We start from the raw sequence: 14,220 nt of genomic DNA on the forward strand, positions 1-14,220 counted from the left end.
ACTCACAATTCGATGCCTTTCTGGGCTTTGATACCGGCCTGGAACGCGTGTTTGACTACGTTCATTTCCGTCACGGTGTCGGCCAGGTCAATCAGTTCAGGTTTTGCACCGCGCCCGGTGACCAGCACATGCTGCATCGGCGGGCGGGCTTGCAGGTCTGTCAGCACCTGATCCAGGTCGAGGTAGCCGTGCTTGAGCGCAATGTTCAGCTCATCGAGCACCACCAGCCCGATGGACGGATCGCGCAGCATGTCGCGGGACACTTCCCAGGCAGCCTCGGCCGCCGCGATGTCGCGCTGGCGGTCCTGGGTTTCCCAGGTGAAGCCCTCGCCCATCACGTGATAGCGCACTTGCTCCGGAAAGCGGCGGAAGAAGCGCTCTTCACCGGTGCTGTTGCGGCCCTTGATGAACTGCACCACGCCGCACTGCATGCCGTGGCCCATGGCGCGGGCCAGCATGCCGAAAGCCGAGCTGCTCTTGCCTTTGCCATTGCCGGTCAAGACCAGCAGCAGACCACATTCATTGGGTGCGCTGGCGATGCGCTCGTCCATGACGGCTTTTTTGCGCAGCATGCGCGCCTGATGACGTTCGTCGCGTTCGGGGGATTCATTCATGGCAGCTCTCCGTTGGGGCTGAAAAAAGCAAACGGGAGGCGGGGGGAGATTTAACAACAGCGACACACCGTCGCCCGCCGCGAGGTGCTGGATGGATCAGGCCGGTCTCCGGGCTCATGAGCGGGCCGCCTGCCTGGCAGCAACCCTGACCGCGCGCCTTCCCGTGTACAGACACAGTGGCACTCAGCGCGGTGTTGACTCATTTACCGTTGCGGGGGCAGCGCCGGAATCGTGAACCTGGCGCACTGCGCCCTGCCCCTCACCGGCTTCCCTGTTTCACCCTGCCAGCCCATGGCTGCAGAGCACCTGAAACAAGCGGCGAAGGTTAGAGGGTTGGGGGTGGAGCGTCAATTAAAGGAAGCGCTGACCTGCACTTCAAAACGGCATTGCCCTGAACCTTTGCACGACTAGGCTTCTCTATCACTTACACCCCACTCATGGAGATTCACATGCTTAAGCGCCAGCACGCTGTTGTCATCGTACTTGCAGCAGGGTTAGCCGCCTGTGGTGAGAGTTCGACCTTGCAAGTGGCGGATGGCACCGGCTCCTCGCCCAAGCTGCCTGAGCCCAACAAGACGCTGATTCCGACGGTCAATATCGCACCCGCCGTGGGATGGTCTCAGGGCGCCAAGCCGATTGCCGCCGAAGGGTTGCAGGTCAGCGCCTTCGCCGAGGACCTCGACCACCCGCGCTGGCTGTATGTGCTACCCAACGGTGATGTGCTGGTGGCAGAAACCAATGCCCCGCCCAAACCGGACGACAGCAAGGGGATTCGCGGCTGGGTGATGGAAAAGGTCATGGGCAAAGCGGGCGCGGGCGTGCCAAGTGCGAACCGGATCACCCTGTTGCGCGATGCCAATCACGACGGCATCGCTGAAACCCGCAGCGTGTTTTTGCAGAACCTGAATTCGCCGTTCGGCATGGCGCTGGTCGGCAACGATCTGTACGTGGCCGACTCGGACAAGCTGCTGCGCTTTCCCTATCAGGCCGGTGCCGACAGCATCAGCGCCCAGCCGACCAAAGTGGTCGATCTGCCGGGCGGCCCGCTGAACCATCACTGGACCAAAAACGTGATTGCCAGCCCCGACGGCAAAAAGCTTTACGTGACCGTTGGCTCCAACAGCAACGTGGGCGAGAACGGCATGGATAAAGAAGAAGGCCGCGCGGCGATCTGGGAAGTAGACCCGGCCACCGGCAGCCACCGGATTTTCGCGTCGGGCTTGCGCAACCCCAATGGCATAGACTGGGAACCGGCCACCGGCAAGCTCTGGACCGCTGTCAATGAACGCGACGAGATCGGCAGCGACCTGGTACCGGACTACATCACTTCGGTTAAAGACGGCGGTTTCTATGGCTGGCCCTACAGCTATTACGGCCAACACGTCGACGTCAGGGTCGACCCGCAAAACCCTGAATTGGTGGCCAAGGCCATTGCCCCTGACTTTGCCGTCGGCCCGCACACCGCGTCATTGGGGTTGAGCTTTGCCGATGGCAGCAAGTTGCCAAACTTCACCGAAGGGGCGTTTATCGGCCAGCATGGCTCTTGGAATCGCAAACCCCACAGCGGTTACAAAGTGATTTTCGTGCCATTCGCGGATGGCAAACCAACCGGCATGCCGATGGATGTCTTGACCGGGTTCCTCAACGCGGATGAAAAAGCGATGGGCCGGCCGGTGGGCGTGGTGATCGACAAACAGGGTGATCTGCTGGTGGCCGATGATGTCGGCAACAAAGTCTGGCGCGTGTCTGCCAAGTAAGGGGCTGTCTGGTTGCCCCGATAAAAAAAAGAGAGGCTGTGCAATCACAGCCTCTCTTTTTTTCAACAGTGCGGTTTATGGGTTGCGGGCCAGGTGCTGCTCGGTAGGCAGTACACGCTTGGCATTCAGATAGGCTTTTTGCCAGTAGGCTTTGGACAGGCTGTCGAGCTTGACCGTACCGCCCGTGGCCGGCGCATGAACGAAGCGCCCTTCTCCCACGTAAATCCCCGCATGACTGACCTGCGTCCCGCCACTGGTGGCGAAGAACAGCAGGTCGCCGGTTTGCAGCTTGTCTTTACCCACATTCGGCGCACTCATCACGATCATCTCGCGGGTCGAGCGCGGCAACGAAATGCCAGCGGCATCGTTATAGACGTACTTGATCAGACCACTGCAATCAAAGCCCGAGTCCGGAGTATTACCGCCCCACCGATAAGGCGTGCCCACCAGCCCCAGCGCACGGAACAACACATCGGCGGCGACGGGCGAGAAGTCATCAGAGGGGTTGGCAAATACCACCGGCTTTTTGGCCACGGGGGCGGGCGGCGGGTTGCTGGCGCAAGCGCTGAGCAGGGCTGCTAGAGTCAAAACTGAGAGGCGGGCCATGATTGACATAAACAGAACGTTCCTGATTCTGGATACGGCAACTCGGCCGCGAAACCTGAAACCGCGACAGGTACTACCTTCGCGGCTCAGGAATTTAACAATGCGACTGAATTCTAGCCCTTAGAGGCCAAACTTCAAGTGAAGCTTTAACTTTACTTGCGGGCTATGACGCTCGTTGGCGCCATGGCCAGTGCGCGCTTGGCTTCAATGAAGGTTTTGCTCCAGTAGGTATCGCCCAACTTATCGATACGCACCCCGCCACTGCGACGGCTGCTGGAGTGGATGAACTGGTCGTCCCCCAAGTAGATCCCGGCATGGCTGACACGCCCGCGACCGTTGGTGCTGAAGAACAGCAGGTCACCCGGCTTGAGCTTGTTACGCGCCACCAGCGGCGCATCAACGTTGATCATTTCGCGCGTGGAACGCGGCAATTGCATGCCAGCTTCTTCGCGGAACAGATAACCGATGAAACCGCTGCAGTCGAAGCCTGCTTCCGAGGTGCCGCCAAAACGGTAACGGGTACCGATCAAGGACATGCCGCGCTCAAGAATGCTGTCCGCCAATGCTGGCAGCTCATAAGGCTTGCTGTTTTCGGAGAATTGAGCCAGTTCTTTTTCGGTCGCCAGTTCTTCCTGATAAAGAGCGGAATCCTGGGACACAGATGACTTTTGAACCTGCCGGTCGACTACTTGCTGAGACACTGGCGAGTGCGCAGCGCAACCAAATAACAGGGTAACGAGTGCGAGGGGCACGAGGGGTGCGAAGCGATTTAGCATGGGCACGACCGTGGCTTGTAGGAAAAGTAGCCGCGACTATGCCAACTATGATCCTCATTTGCAAATTCAATCGATCTAAATGTGACTCGGCAGTTTTCTCATGACATCTAAGGTTTTACACCCCTGACGATAGAGTCTGCGTTCGCCACCCTGCTGGCGCGCGGTTTTTCTGGCGCCTGCCATTTGCCAGACCGGCTATAAAACGAGGGATTACCAGCCCAAGGTTTCTTTCAGAAAAGGGATGGTCAGCTTGCGCTGGGCTTGCAAAGACGCCTGATCGAGCTGCTCCAGCAGATCAAACAGCGCGCTCATGCTGCGGGTACCACGGGTGAGGATGAAGTGCCCGACTTCGTCGGTCAGGTGCAGGCCACGGCGCGAGGCGCGCAACTGCAAGGCTCGCAGCTTGTCTTCGTCAGACAGCGGTCGCATCTGGAAGATCAACGCGAGTGTCAGGCGGGATTTGAGGTCAGCCAGCTTGATCGGCAATTCTCGCGGTGATGCCGAGGCCGCGATCAACAGCCGTCGCCCGCTGTCGCGCAAACGGTTGAACAGGTGGAACAGCGCTTCTTCCCAGTCCGCGCGTCCGGCGACGGCCTGAAGGTCATCCAGACACACAAGCTCGTACTGTTCGAGGTTATCGAGGATTTCGATGCCGCGATCCATCAGCTCGCCCAACGGCAGGTACACAGCGGGCTCGCCCATCTGTTCAAAACGCAGGCAGGCTGCCTGCAACAGGTGCGTACGCCCGACGCCATGCTTGCCCCAAAGGTAGATCAGACTTTCTGTCCAGCCGGCGTCGGCTTCGCATAGACGCTCGACATAGCCGAGTGCAGCGGCATTGGCGCCTGGATAGTAGTTTATGAAGGTAGCGTCATCACGCAGACGCACACCTAGGGGCAGCTGAATCGGTTTCATGCTGACTGAACAGTTCAAACGAACCGTTAGTGGCCTCTGTGTAAAGTTTGCAAAGTTTATACCCGTTGTAGCCGGGCGCACAATGTAACAGACCACGAGCAAAATCAAAGGTTTGCGTTAAAGCCTTGGATTATTTGAGTTTTTGCCAACGCTCAAGCTCAAGCCGCGCCATAAAAAAGGCAGGCCCGCGAAACCAGCGGCCTGCCTTTTTCAACATGAGAAGACCTACAGCTCGGGGTCTTCTTCACCTTTATACACGTGCGACTCCTTGTACATGTCCTGCACATGGCGAACCAGCACCATGATCACGGCGGCCACAGGCAAGGCCAGCAGCACCCCGGTAAAACCGAACAGCTCACCCCCGGCCAAAATCGCAAAGATCACCGCTACCGGGTGCATGCCGATTTTGTCACCTACCAGCAATGGCGTGAGCACCGTACCTTCCAGCGCCTGCCCCACCATAAACACTGCGACGATTCCGAGCATCGGGTACAGGTCACCGCCAAACTGGAAGAGCCCGGCAATCAATGCCGCCCCAATGCCGATGATGAATCCCATGTACGGCACGATGGCCGCAATGCCCGCCATCAAACCAATCAGCAGGCCCAGTTCAAGCCCGACCAGCATCAGCCCCGCGGAATAAATCACCCCGAGCGCGAGCATCACCAGCAACTGCCCACGGACAAACGCACCGAGCACGTCATGACACTCTTTGGCCAGCGAAACGATTTGCTCTTCACGGTCACGCGGCAGCAAGCCCCGGATCTTGGCCAGCATGATGTCCCAGTCACGCAACAGGTAAAAAGCCACCACCGGGATCAATACCAGGTTGGCCAAAAACCCGATCAGTGCCAGGCTCGACGCCGTGGCCTGCGACAGCACCACCCCGACGACATCGGACGCCTCCCCCATATGCTCAGTGATCGCCGCCTTGATCTTGTCGAACTTCCAGAAGCCGTCGCTCAGGCCGAATTTGCTTTGCGCCCACGGCATCGCCGTATGTTGCAACCAGTCCAGCACTTGTGGCGCCAGTTGGTACAGTTTCATCAACTGCTTGGCCAGCAACGGCACCAACACCAGCACCAGCGCCGTCACAATCACGGTGAACAGCGTAAACACGGTCACAACCCCCCAGGTTCTGGACAAGCCGAGCCTCTCCAGACGGTCCACCACGGGATCGAACATGTACGCCAGAACGATAGCGACCAGAAACGGCGTGAGTATCGGATGCAAGAAATACACAAACAGGGCAAACACCAGCGCCACGCCCCACCATACCCATCGCCGCGAATCCGTCATCAAGCGTCCATCCTTTATAAAGAAGAAAAAACCTACCAGCGAAAGCGTAGCTGTGCGGCGGGCGTAGCGGCGGGCGTCTGACCCGCCTCAGTCACCGGCGCGCCCTCACTCGCCGGGATTTCCTGCAAATGCGCCAGCCCCAGTTGAGCGCGCAACTGCTCGGCACTGCCATTGACCTGATACACGCTACGGTCGCCGTCTATTCGCACAAGCTGCCCGCCAAACGGCTCAAGCAAACGCCCCAGCGAGGCATAACGTTCAAGGGTCATGCCGTGCACTTCCAGCAACTGCTCTGTGGAGATGCCCGGTTTGACCACATAACGCGGCGCCAGACGCTCACTCACGGCCAGCATCACCGCATCGGCCAACGCTGCCTGATCGGCCGCCTGCGCACTGCCCTGCTCCTGCTGATCGCCCAGCCACATCCGCCATTTGGCTTGCCACTGGCCGCCCTCTTCTCGGGCATGCACCGCCAGCAACGCATCGGCACCGTACCGCTCGGACGCTTCACGCAACGGCGCAGGGTTGGCGCCTTCAATATTGTCGACCGTGCCAACCAATTGTTCGCTCAAGTCCGCCAACGGCAAGCGCAATGGCAGCCCCCGGTGTTGCGCTGCACGGCGCAGCGGTTCGGCCGCCGACTGCCCGTCACCGACCAGGCTTGAACCTTCCACCGAGTCGGCCAGCCACCAACCCAGCAACGCCGGACGGTTGCTGCCCCACAACGACAGGCCCGCCTGACGCAACGCACGCTCGGTGCTCACAGGATCGAAGTCCACCTGCAGGCTTTCGGGCGGCCCGGCGTCATACCCGTACTGACGAATGATCTGCTGCGGGTCCTTGCGCACCGGCTCAAGAGCGGGGTTTTGCAGCGCCTTGGCATCGCCGGTCAGGCGGATGACCAGTGTTTGCAATGCTTTTTGCGTGGCTTGCGTGCGCTCTTCAGGCGACTGACTGCTCACCGGCTCACGCACTTGATACAAATTGGTCAGAATTTCGGCATGACTCGCCAGGCTGAAAAAGGACAAACAGCCCGCGGCTAAAAGATGATGAAAACGCATGAAATATTCCTGACGACAAAAAAGCAGTCTTGAAAGACCCGATAAACCCACTGCACAGGCTTCAGACAGGGCGCAAGCCAAATCATTCAGCGCGACGGCAGCGTTTTCACCCGGTCATAAAAAATCAAAAGTGAACCCGTATACCTTATACAGGCCTGCCCGCAGCGGCCAGTAAGACTAAATAAGGTTTTTTTCGCGCTATATAACCCTGCCCGTCGGCCCGAGGATGGCCGCTGCCCTTCAAGCCTGATAAAATCGCGCGCCTTCGCAGACCGGCGACAGCCGGGCACCCGGCAAATGTTTCATTCACAGCGATGAGCACTTGCCAGCGGGCCCTCTGAGATCGGTCGACCTCCCCGAATCCCCCCTAAAGGCCTGGATTATGAGCAAGCAACCATCCCTGAGCTACAAAGACGCCGGTGTAGACATCGACGCCGGTGAAGCATTGGTCGAACGCATCAAGAGCGTGGCCAAGCGCACTGCACGCCCGGAAGTGATGGGCGGCCTCGGCGGTTTTGGCGCCCTCTGCGAAATTCCTGCCGGTTACAAGCAGCCTGTTCTGGTCTCCGGCACCGACGGTGTGGGCACCAAGCTGCGTCTGGCCCTGAACCTGAACAAGCACGACAGCATCGGCATCGACCTGGTGGCCATGTGCGTGAACGACCTGATCGTCTGCGGCGCCGAGCCACTGTTCTTCCTCGACTACTACGCCACCGGCAAACTCAACGTTGAAACCGCGACCCAGGTGGTGACCGGTATCGGCGCAGGTTGCGAACTGTCCGGCTGCTCGCTGGTAGGCGGCGAAACCGCTGAAATGCCGGGCATGTACGAAGGCGAAGACTACGACCTGGCAGGTTTCTGCGTCGGCGTGGTCGAAAAATCCGAAATCATCGACGGCTCTAAAGTGGCTGCCGGTGACGCCCTGCTCGCCCTGCCGTCTTCAGGCCCGCACTCCAACGGTTACTCGCTGATCCGCAAGATCATCGAAGTGTCCGGTGCAGACATCGAAAACATCCAGCTCGACGGCAAGCCGCTGACCGACCTGCTGATGGCTCCGACGCGCATCTACGTCAAGCCGCTGCTCAAGCTGATCAAGGAAACCGGCGTGGTCAAGGCCATGGCGCACATCACCGGCGGCGGCCTGCTGGACAACATTCCGCGCGTGCTGCCTAAAGGCGCCCAAGCCGTGGTGGACGTGGCCAGCTGGCAGCGTCCTGCGGTATTCGACTGGTTGCAGGAACAGGGCAACGTGGCCGAAACCGAAATGCACCGCGTCCTGAACTGCGGCGTCGGCATGGTGATCTGCGTGGCCCAGGCTGACGTAGAAACCGCCCTGAACGTGCTGCGTGAAGCCGGTGAACAGCCTTGGGTCATCGGCCAGATCGCAACCGCCGCTGAAGGCGCTGCGCAAGTCGAGCTGCAAAACCTCAAGGCGCACTGATGCCTGACACCTGTGATGTAGTGGTGCTGCTTTCCGGCACCGGCAGCAACTTGCAGGCCTTGATCGACAGCGATGACGTCAAGGAAAGCCCGGCCACCCTGCGCGCGGTGATTTCCAACCGCGCCGACGCCCCGGGCCTGCAACGCGCCAAGAACGCGGGGATCGACACCCGTGTACTGGATCACACAGCATTTGAAGGCCGCGAGGCCTTTGATGCTGCACTGATCGAAATCATCGACACTTTCAATCCGCACCTGGTGGTACTGGCCGGCTTCATGCGCATACTCAGCGCTGACTTCGTGCGCCACTATCAGGGGCGCCTGCTGAATATCCACCCGTCTTTACTGCCCAAATACAAAGGCCTGCATACGCATCAGCGCGCACTGGAAGCGCAAGATCGTGAGCACGGTTGCAGCGTGCACTTCGTGACCGAGGAACTCGATGGCGGCCCCCTGGTCGTACAGGCAGTGATACCGGTCGAGTCTGAAGACACGCCAAGCAGTCTGGCGCAACGGGTGCATGCCCAGGAACACCGGATCTACCCGCTTGCAGTGCGCTGGTTTGCCGAGGGTCGCTTGTCTCTCGACGAACAAGGTGCATTATTGGACGGTCAATTACTCCCGGCCAGCGGCCACCAGATACAAATCTAGGAGATTTTATGCGTCGTGCCCTGCTCCTTGCCCTTAGCCTGCTAGCCATCCCAGCAGTGCAAGCGGCCGATCTTCAGCCTTTCAAGGCCAGCTACACCGCCGACTGGAAACAGTTGCCGATGAGCGGCTCCGCAGAACGCAGCCTGACCAAAGGCGCAGACAACGTCTGGACCTTGAACTTCAAGGCCTCGATGCTGATCGCGAGCCTGAACGAAGTAAGCACACTCAAGCTGGAAAAAGACCAGCCGGTGCCTCTGAGCTATCACTTCGAACGGGGTGGCCTGGGTAAAGCCAAAAAAATCGACCTGAACTTCAACTGGAAGGACATGACGGTTACCGGCACCGACAACAAGACGCCCGTGACGGTAAAACTGCTAACCGGCATGCTCGACAAGTCGACCTATCAACTGGCCCTGCAGCGCGACGTCCTGGCCGGCAAAAAGTCGATGAGCTACCAAGTGGTTGATGGTGACGAAGTGGACACTTACGACTTCCGCGTCATCGGCCCTGAAGTGGTCAGCACCAAGGCCGGCAAAATCAACGCCATCAAAGTCGAGCGCGTCCGCGACCCGGCCCAGAACAAGCGCATCACCGAGATGTGGTTCGCCAAACAGTGGGATGGTTTGCTGGTTGCCTTGCGCCAGGTTGAAAAAGACGGCAAGGCATACAACATCATGCTGCTCGACGGCACGGTGGACGGCAAGACAGTCAAAGGCAAATGATCCGCGACTGACAGCACCGACTAAAACCTCGCTCCGGCGAGGTTTTTTTTCGACTTTGAAACCCCGGCGAAGATGAAACTTTTGTCATAAAACTTTCCGCTAATGACGCAAACACCCCGCACCACAAGGGCTGCAAGGTTTTTTCGTTATTCCGACACATGACAGCACACCCGCTAGCCATTTACTTAGCTAGCTAACAAACCCTATAAATAAGACCTGCGACGACTTGCCGCATCCCCCATCAGAATTTGGAGCAAGCAGATGACTATCAAAGTAACTGAGCGCGACGATTCGCGTATATTTCACCAACTCGTGGCCCACGGTGTTCACCTGTGGGATGTTCACCAACAAGACGTCTTGGTCGGTATGTTTCACCGCGAAAGCGACGCCAATGACTACAAGGCCGAGCTGGAAAAGCTGGAAGCGCAAAAGCGCCGGACCTGAAGCATTGAAATAACTGTCTTGAAAACAACAAACCCCGCCGAAGCGGGGTTTGTTTTGACCGTCATGAATACGTGTTTACCACATCAGGTCATCCGGAATCTGGTACGCCGCGTACGGATCGTCTTCTTCAGGTGTTTTAGGCTCAACCAGAATGTTCAGCTGCACGATCCGGCGCGGGTCGCGTTCCTGAATCTTCAGAGCGGCTTCGCGCGGGATGACTTCGTAACCCCCCTGGTGCTGCACGATCGCCAGCGAACCATTGGCCAGCTTATTACGCATCAGCGTGTTGACCGACAGGCGCTTGACCTTCTTGTCGTCAACGAAGTTGTAGTAGTCCTCAGTGCTGAGCTTGGGCAGGCGCGAGACTTCAATCAATTGCTTGATTTGAGCGGCGCGGGCCTTTTGTTCGGCCTTCTCCTGCTGCTGACGGTTCAGCTCCTGGTCGCGCTTGATCTTCTCGGCCTTGGCTTCGGCCGCCAGGCGCTGCTGAGTGTCATCGAGCTCGATCTGGCCTTTATGGGCCAGACGCTGCTGCTTCTGCTTTTCTTTACCGGCCTGTTTGGCCTGCTTCTCGTTAACCAGTCCGGCTTTGAGCAACTGGTCGCGTAGGGAAATGCTCATCTACTTACTCACTTAGGCAAACTCAGCCGCAGCTGGGTAAATTCTTTTCCTGGCGCTTGGCTTCACCCCAGAGGGCGTCCAGGTCTTCAAGGGTGCAATCTTCAATGGGTCGCAGGGTATCGCGCAATGCCTGCTCGATAAACCGGAAACGCCTGTCAAATTTGGCATTTGCACCGCGCAAGGCGGTTTCAGGGTCGACTTTGAGGTGGCGCGCCAGATTCACCACGCTAAACAACAGGTCGCCGATCTCGTCATGGATGGCCGCCGAGTCGTTGTCCGCCATGGCCTGCAGCACTTCATCCAGTTCTTCGCGCACCTTGTCCAGCACCGGCAAGGCCGCAGGCCAGTCAAAGCCGACCTGTGCGGCGCGCTTCTGCAACTTGGCGGCCCGCGAGAGGGCGGGTAATGCCACGGGCACGTCATCGAGCAACGATAGCTGGAGCGGCACCGAGGCTTTTTCGGCCCGTTCTTGCGCCTTGATTTCATCCCAACGCTGCTTGACCTGTTCTTCGCTCAGGCGCGGCACGTCCAGCGGCGCGTACAGATCGCCCGTCGGGAACACATGGGGATGGCGGCGGATGAGCTTGCGGGTGATGCTGTCGATCACCCCGGCAAATTCAAAGCGGCCTTCTTCACGGGCCAACTGGCTGTAATAAACCACCTGAAACAACAAGTCACCCAACTCGCCCTGTACGTGCTCAAAGTCGCCCTGCTCGATGGCATCAGCGACTTCATACGCTTCCTCAAGGGTGTAAGGCACGAGGGAGGTCCAGGTTTGCTTGATGTCCCACGGGCAACCGAACTGCGGGTCACGCAGCCGGGCCATGAGGTGGAGCAAATCGTCGAGGTTGTACATCACGGATCTCTTCTACAAAACGCTGTGAGCAGGACCGCACGCGAGGCTGCTTACCCGCCTCCACTGGCTGAAGGCGGGGTAGCTCGGCCCTTATCGCGGCTCACTGCGCCCGATACGCCGGGTTTCAATGATGTTCGGCAGTTGCGAGATTTTGCCCAGCAGACGCCCCAGCGAATCGAGCCCCGGAATCTCGATGGTCAAGGACATCAGCGCGGTGTTGTCCTCTTTGTTCGAGCGGGTGTTGACCGCCAATACGTTGATCCGCTCGTTGAGCAGCACTTGCGACACGTCACGCAGCAGCCCGGAACGGTCGTACGCCCGAATCTCGATATCCACCGGGTAGGTGGAAACCGGGATCGGCCCCCAGTTGACCTGAATCATCCGCTCAGGCTCGCGGCTGCCCAGTTGCAGCACCGAGGCGCAATCCTGGCGGTGAATGCTCACGCCACGCCCCTGGGTGATGTAACCGACGATGGCATCGCCCGGCAGCGGCTGGCAGCAACCGGCCATTTGTGTGAGCAGGTTACCCACGCCTTCGATCTGGATGTCGCCGCGCTTGCCCGGTTTGTAGCCGGTGGCCTTGCGCGGGATCAGCTCCATCTGCTCGTTGCCGCGTTCGGGCTCGACCATTTGCTGCGCAAGGTTGATCAACTGCGCCAGACGCAAGTCACCCGCGCCCAGTGCCGCGTACATGTCTTCGGCGGTTTTCATGTTGGCCTTGTCGGCCAGCTTCTCGTAATCCACCGCAGGCAGGCCCAGACGGCCGAGTTCGCGCTCAAGCAGGGTCTTACCCGCGGCCACGTTCTGGTCACGCGCCTGCAACTTGAACCAATGCACAATCTTGGCCCGGGCCCGCGACGTGGTGATGTAACCCAGGTTCGGGTTCAGCCAGTCGCGGCTCGGCGTGCCATGTTTGCTGGTGATGATCTCGACCTGCTCACCGGTTTGCAGGCTGTAGTTGAGCGGCACAATCCGCCCGTTGATCTTCGCGCCCCGGCAGTTATGGCCGATTTCGGTGTGCACCCGATACGCGAAGTCCAGCGGTGTAGCGCCTTTGGGCAAGTCGATGGCGTGCCCGTCCGGGGTGAAGATATAGACCCGGTCCGGTTCGATATCGACCCGCAGTTGCTCGGCCAGACCACCGATATCGCCCAGTTCTTCGTGCCATTCCAGCACTTGGCGCAGCCACGAGATTTTCTCTTCGTACTGATTGGACCCGGCCTTGACGTCAGTGCCCTTGTACCGCCAGTGCGCGCATACCCCGAGTTCGGCCTCTTCGTGCATGGCGTGGGTGCGGATCTGCACCTCAAGTACCTTGCCCTCCGGCCCGATCACGGCGGTGTGCAGCGAGCGATAGCCGTTCTCTTTCGGGTTGGCGATGTAATCGTCGAACTCTTTCGGGATATGGCGCCACAGCGTATGGACGATGCCCAGCGCGGTGTAGCAATCGCGCATCTCGGGCACCAGCACCCGCACGGCTCGCACGTCATAGATCTGGCTGAAGGCCAGACCCTTGCGCTGCATTTTGCGCCAGATGGAATAGATGTGTTTGGCCCGGCCGCTGATGTCGGCGTCCACGCCGGTGGCTTCCAGCTCCGTACGCAACTGATTCATGACATCGGAGATGAAACGCTCGCGATCCAGGCGACGCTCATGGAGCAAGGTCGCGATCTGCTTGTACTGCTCAGGCTCAAGGTAACGGAAGGACAAGTCCTCCAGCTCCCACTTGATATGGCCGATGCCGAGACGGTGCGCCAAGGGCGCATAAATATCGAACACCTCGCGGGCCACGCGGTTGCGTTTTTCGTCCGGGGCATTCTTGACGGCGCGAATGGCGCAGGTGCGCTCGGCCAGCTTGATAAGCGCGACGCGCACATCATCGACCATGGCCACCAGCATTTTGCGCAGGTTCTCGACCTGGCCCTGAGTGCCCAACACCATCGACTGGCGCGGGCTCAGGCTGGCGCTGATCGCGGCCATGCGCAGCACGCCATCAATCAGCTTGGCCACCACCTGGCCGAAGCGCTGGGTAACGGCGGGCAGTTGAATCTGGCCTTCACGTACGCCGCGATAGAGAATCGCCGCGACCAACGAGTCCTGATCCAGCTTCAAATCCGCGAGGATTTCAGCGATTTCAAGCCCGGTGCGAAAGCTCGACGTGCCTTCGGTCCACAGGTTTTTCGCGGCATTGGCTTGCTGTTCGGCCTCGCGTGCAAACTCACAGGCTTCTTTCAAGGCTTCACGGTCCAGCGCGACATCCACACTCACGGCATGATCAAGCCATGCGTCGAGGTTGAGACTGCCGTCGGTGTTGATCGGCTGGTGTGCTCTGACCTGTACCATCTTGCTTACCTTCCCTACGGCGCACATTCAGTGCGCCGAAATCACCGGCCCGAATCCCGATTCCACGCCACAGGGCCAAGTCGCGTGGAACTGCGGGCCCGTAGAAATAGACAGA

General features: G+C 59.2%; 14 protein-coding genes and 1 riboswitch. Of the genes, 5 read left to right on the forward strand and 9 right to left on the reverse strand.

Translation table 11 applies throughout. The annotated features are described in order from the left end of the window. Positions 1-2: 2 nt before the first annotated feature. The gene (gene cobO / locus BKD70_RS01220; RefSeq protein ID WP_047276374.1) at positions 3-614 is read right to left on the reverse strand and encodes a cob(I)yrinic acid a,c-diamide adenosyltransferase; all 612 of its coding nucleotides are present in this window, start codon (positions 612-614) and stop codon (positions 3-5) included. Positions 615-695: 81 nt separating this feature from the next. After that, positions 696-939, reverse strand: a riboswitch (cobalamin riboswitch). 124 nt (positions 940-1,063) lie between these two features. Here cobO and BKD70_RS01225 point away from each other — a divergent pair. Next, entirely contained in the window at positions 1,064-2,371 is a 1,308-nt protein-coding gene (locus BKD70_RS01225; RefSeq protein WP_047276376.1) for a sorbosone dehydrogenase family protein, read from the forward strand. Positions 2,372-2,446: 75 nt separating this feature from the next. Here the strand turns inward: BKD70_RS01225 and BKD70_RS01230 are convergent, their stop codons facing one another. From BKD70_RS01230 to BKD70_RS01250, 5 genes are all read right to left on the reverse strand, one after another. Further along, a complete protein-coding gene (locus BKD70_RS01230; RefSeq protein WP_047276378.1) occupies positions 2,447-2,986 on the reverse strand; it encodes a C40 family peptidase in 540 nt (179 codons plus the stop codon). 143 nt (positions 2,987-3,129) lie between these two features. Continuing rightward, positions 3,130-3,753 carry a C40 family peptidase gene (locus BKD70_RS01235; protein ID WP_047276380.1) on the reverse strand — a complete coding sequence of 208 codons (624 nt, stop codon included), beginning with the start codon at positions 3,751-3,753 and terminating at the stop codon, positions 3,130-3,132. A gap of 210 nt (positions 3,754-3,963) precedes the next feature. Continuing rightward, a complete protein-coding gene (gene hda, locus BKD70_RS01240) occupies positions 3,964-4,668 on the reverse strand; it encodes a DnaA regulatory inactivator Hda (RefSeq protein ID WP_047276383.1) in 705 nt (234 codons plus the stop codon). A 225-nt stretch (positions 4,669-4,893) separates the two neighbouring features. After that, positions 4,894-5,967, reverse strand: coding sequence for an AI-2E family transporter (locus BKD70_RS01245; protein ID WP_047276385.1), 1,074 nt, complete (start codon positions 5,965-5,967; stop codon positions 4,894-4,896). A gap of 32 nt (positions 5,968-5,999) precedes the next feature. Further along, positions 6,000-7,028 carry a DUF2066 domain-containing protein gene (locus BKD70_RS01250; RefSeq protein ID WP_047276387.1) on the reverse strand — a complete coding sequence of 343 codons (1,029 nt, stop codon included), beginning with the start codon at positions 7,026-7,028 and terminating at the stop codon, positions 6,000-6,002. A gap of 382 nt (positions 7,029-7,410) precedes the next feature. Here BKD70_RS01250 and purM point away from each other — a divergent pair, with 382 nt between their 5' ends. The 4 genes from purM (at position 7,411) to BKD70_RS01270 (ending at position 10,285) form a co-directional block, all read left to right on the forward strand. Further along, a complete protein-coding gene (purM, locus tag BKD70_RS01255) occupies positions 7,411-8,469 on the forward strand; it encodes a phosphoribosylformylglycinamidine cyclo-ligase (protein WP_047276389.1) in 1,059 nt (352 codons plus the stop codon). After that, a complete protein-coding gene (gene purN / locus BKD70_RS01260; RefSeq protein WP_047276391.1) occupies positions 8,469-9,119 on the forward strand; it encodes a phosphoribosylglycinamide formyltransferase in 651 nt (216 codons plus the stop codon). The genes purM and purN overlap by 1 nt, the downstream gene beginning before the upstream one ends. Before the next feature lie 8 nt (positions 9,120-9,127). Further along, positions 9,128-9,841, forward strand: a complete 714-nt coding sequence (locus BKD70_RS01265; RefSeq protein WP_047276394.1) for a DUF3108 domain-containing protein — start codon at positions 9,128-9,130, stop codon at positions 9,839-9,841. Between the two features lie 261 nt (positions 9,842-10,102). Then, positions 10,103-10,285 carry a hypothetical protein gene (locus tag BKD70_RS01270; RefSeq protein ID WP_047276396.1) on the forward strand — a complete coding sequence of 61 codons (183 nt, stop codon included), beginning with the start codon at positions 10,103-10,105 and terminating at the stop codon, positions 10,283-10,285. 75 nt (positions 10,286-10,360) lie between these two features. Here the strand turns inward: BKD70_RS01270 and BKD70_RS01275 are convergent, their stop codons facing one another. The 3 genes from BKD70_RS01275 to relA form a co-directional block, all read right to left on the reverse strand. Continuing rightward, positions 10,361-10,906, reverse strand: coding sequence for a DUF2058 domain-containing protein (locus BKD70_RS01275; protein WP_047276399.1), 546 nt, complete (start codon positions 10,904-10,906; stop codon positions 10,361-10,363). A gap of 22 nt (positions 10,907-10,928) precedes the next feature. Further along, complete coding sequence (gene mazG / locus BKD70_RS01280; protein ID WP_047276401.1) at positions 10,929-11,762, reverse strand: nucleoside triphosphate pyrophosphohydrolase; 834 nt, start codon at positions 11,760-11,762, stop codon at positions 10,929-10,931. Between the two features lie 90 nt (positions 11,763-11,852). Then, entirely contained in the window at positions 11,853-14,105 is a 2,253-nt protein-coding gene (relA, locus tag BKD70_RS01285) for a GTP diphosphokinase (RefSeq protein ID WP_047276403.1), read from the reverse strand. Positions 14,106-14,220: the final 115 nt, after the last annotated feature.

This window comes from Pseudomonas sp. BS-2016, from assembly GCF_001806145.1.
GTDB lineage: Bacteria > Pseudomonadota > Gammaproteobacteria > Pseudomonadales > Pseudomonadaceae > Aquipseudomonas > Aquipseudomonas lundensis.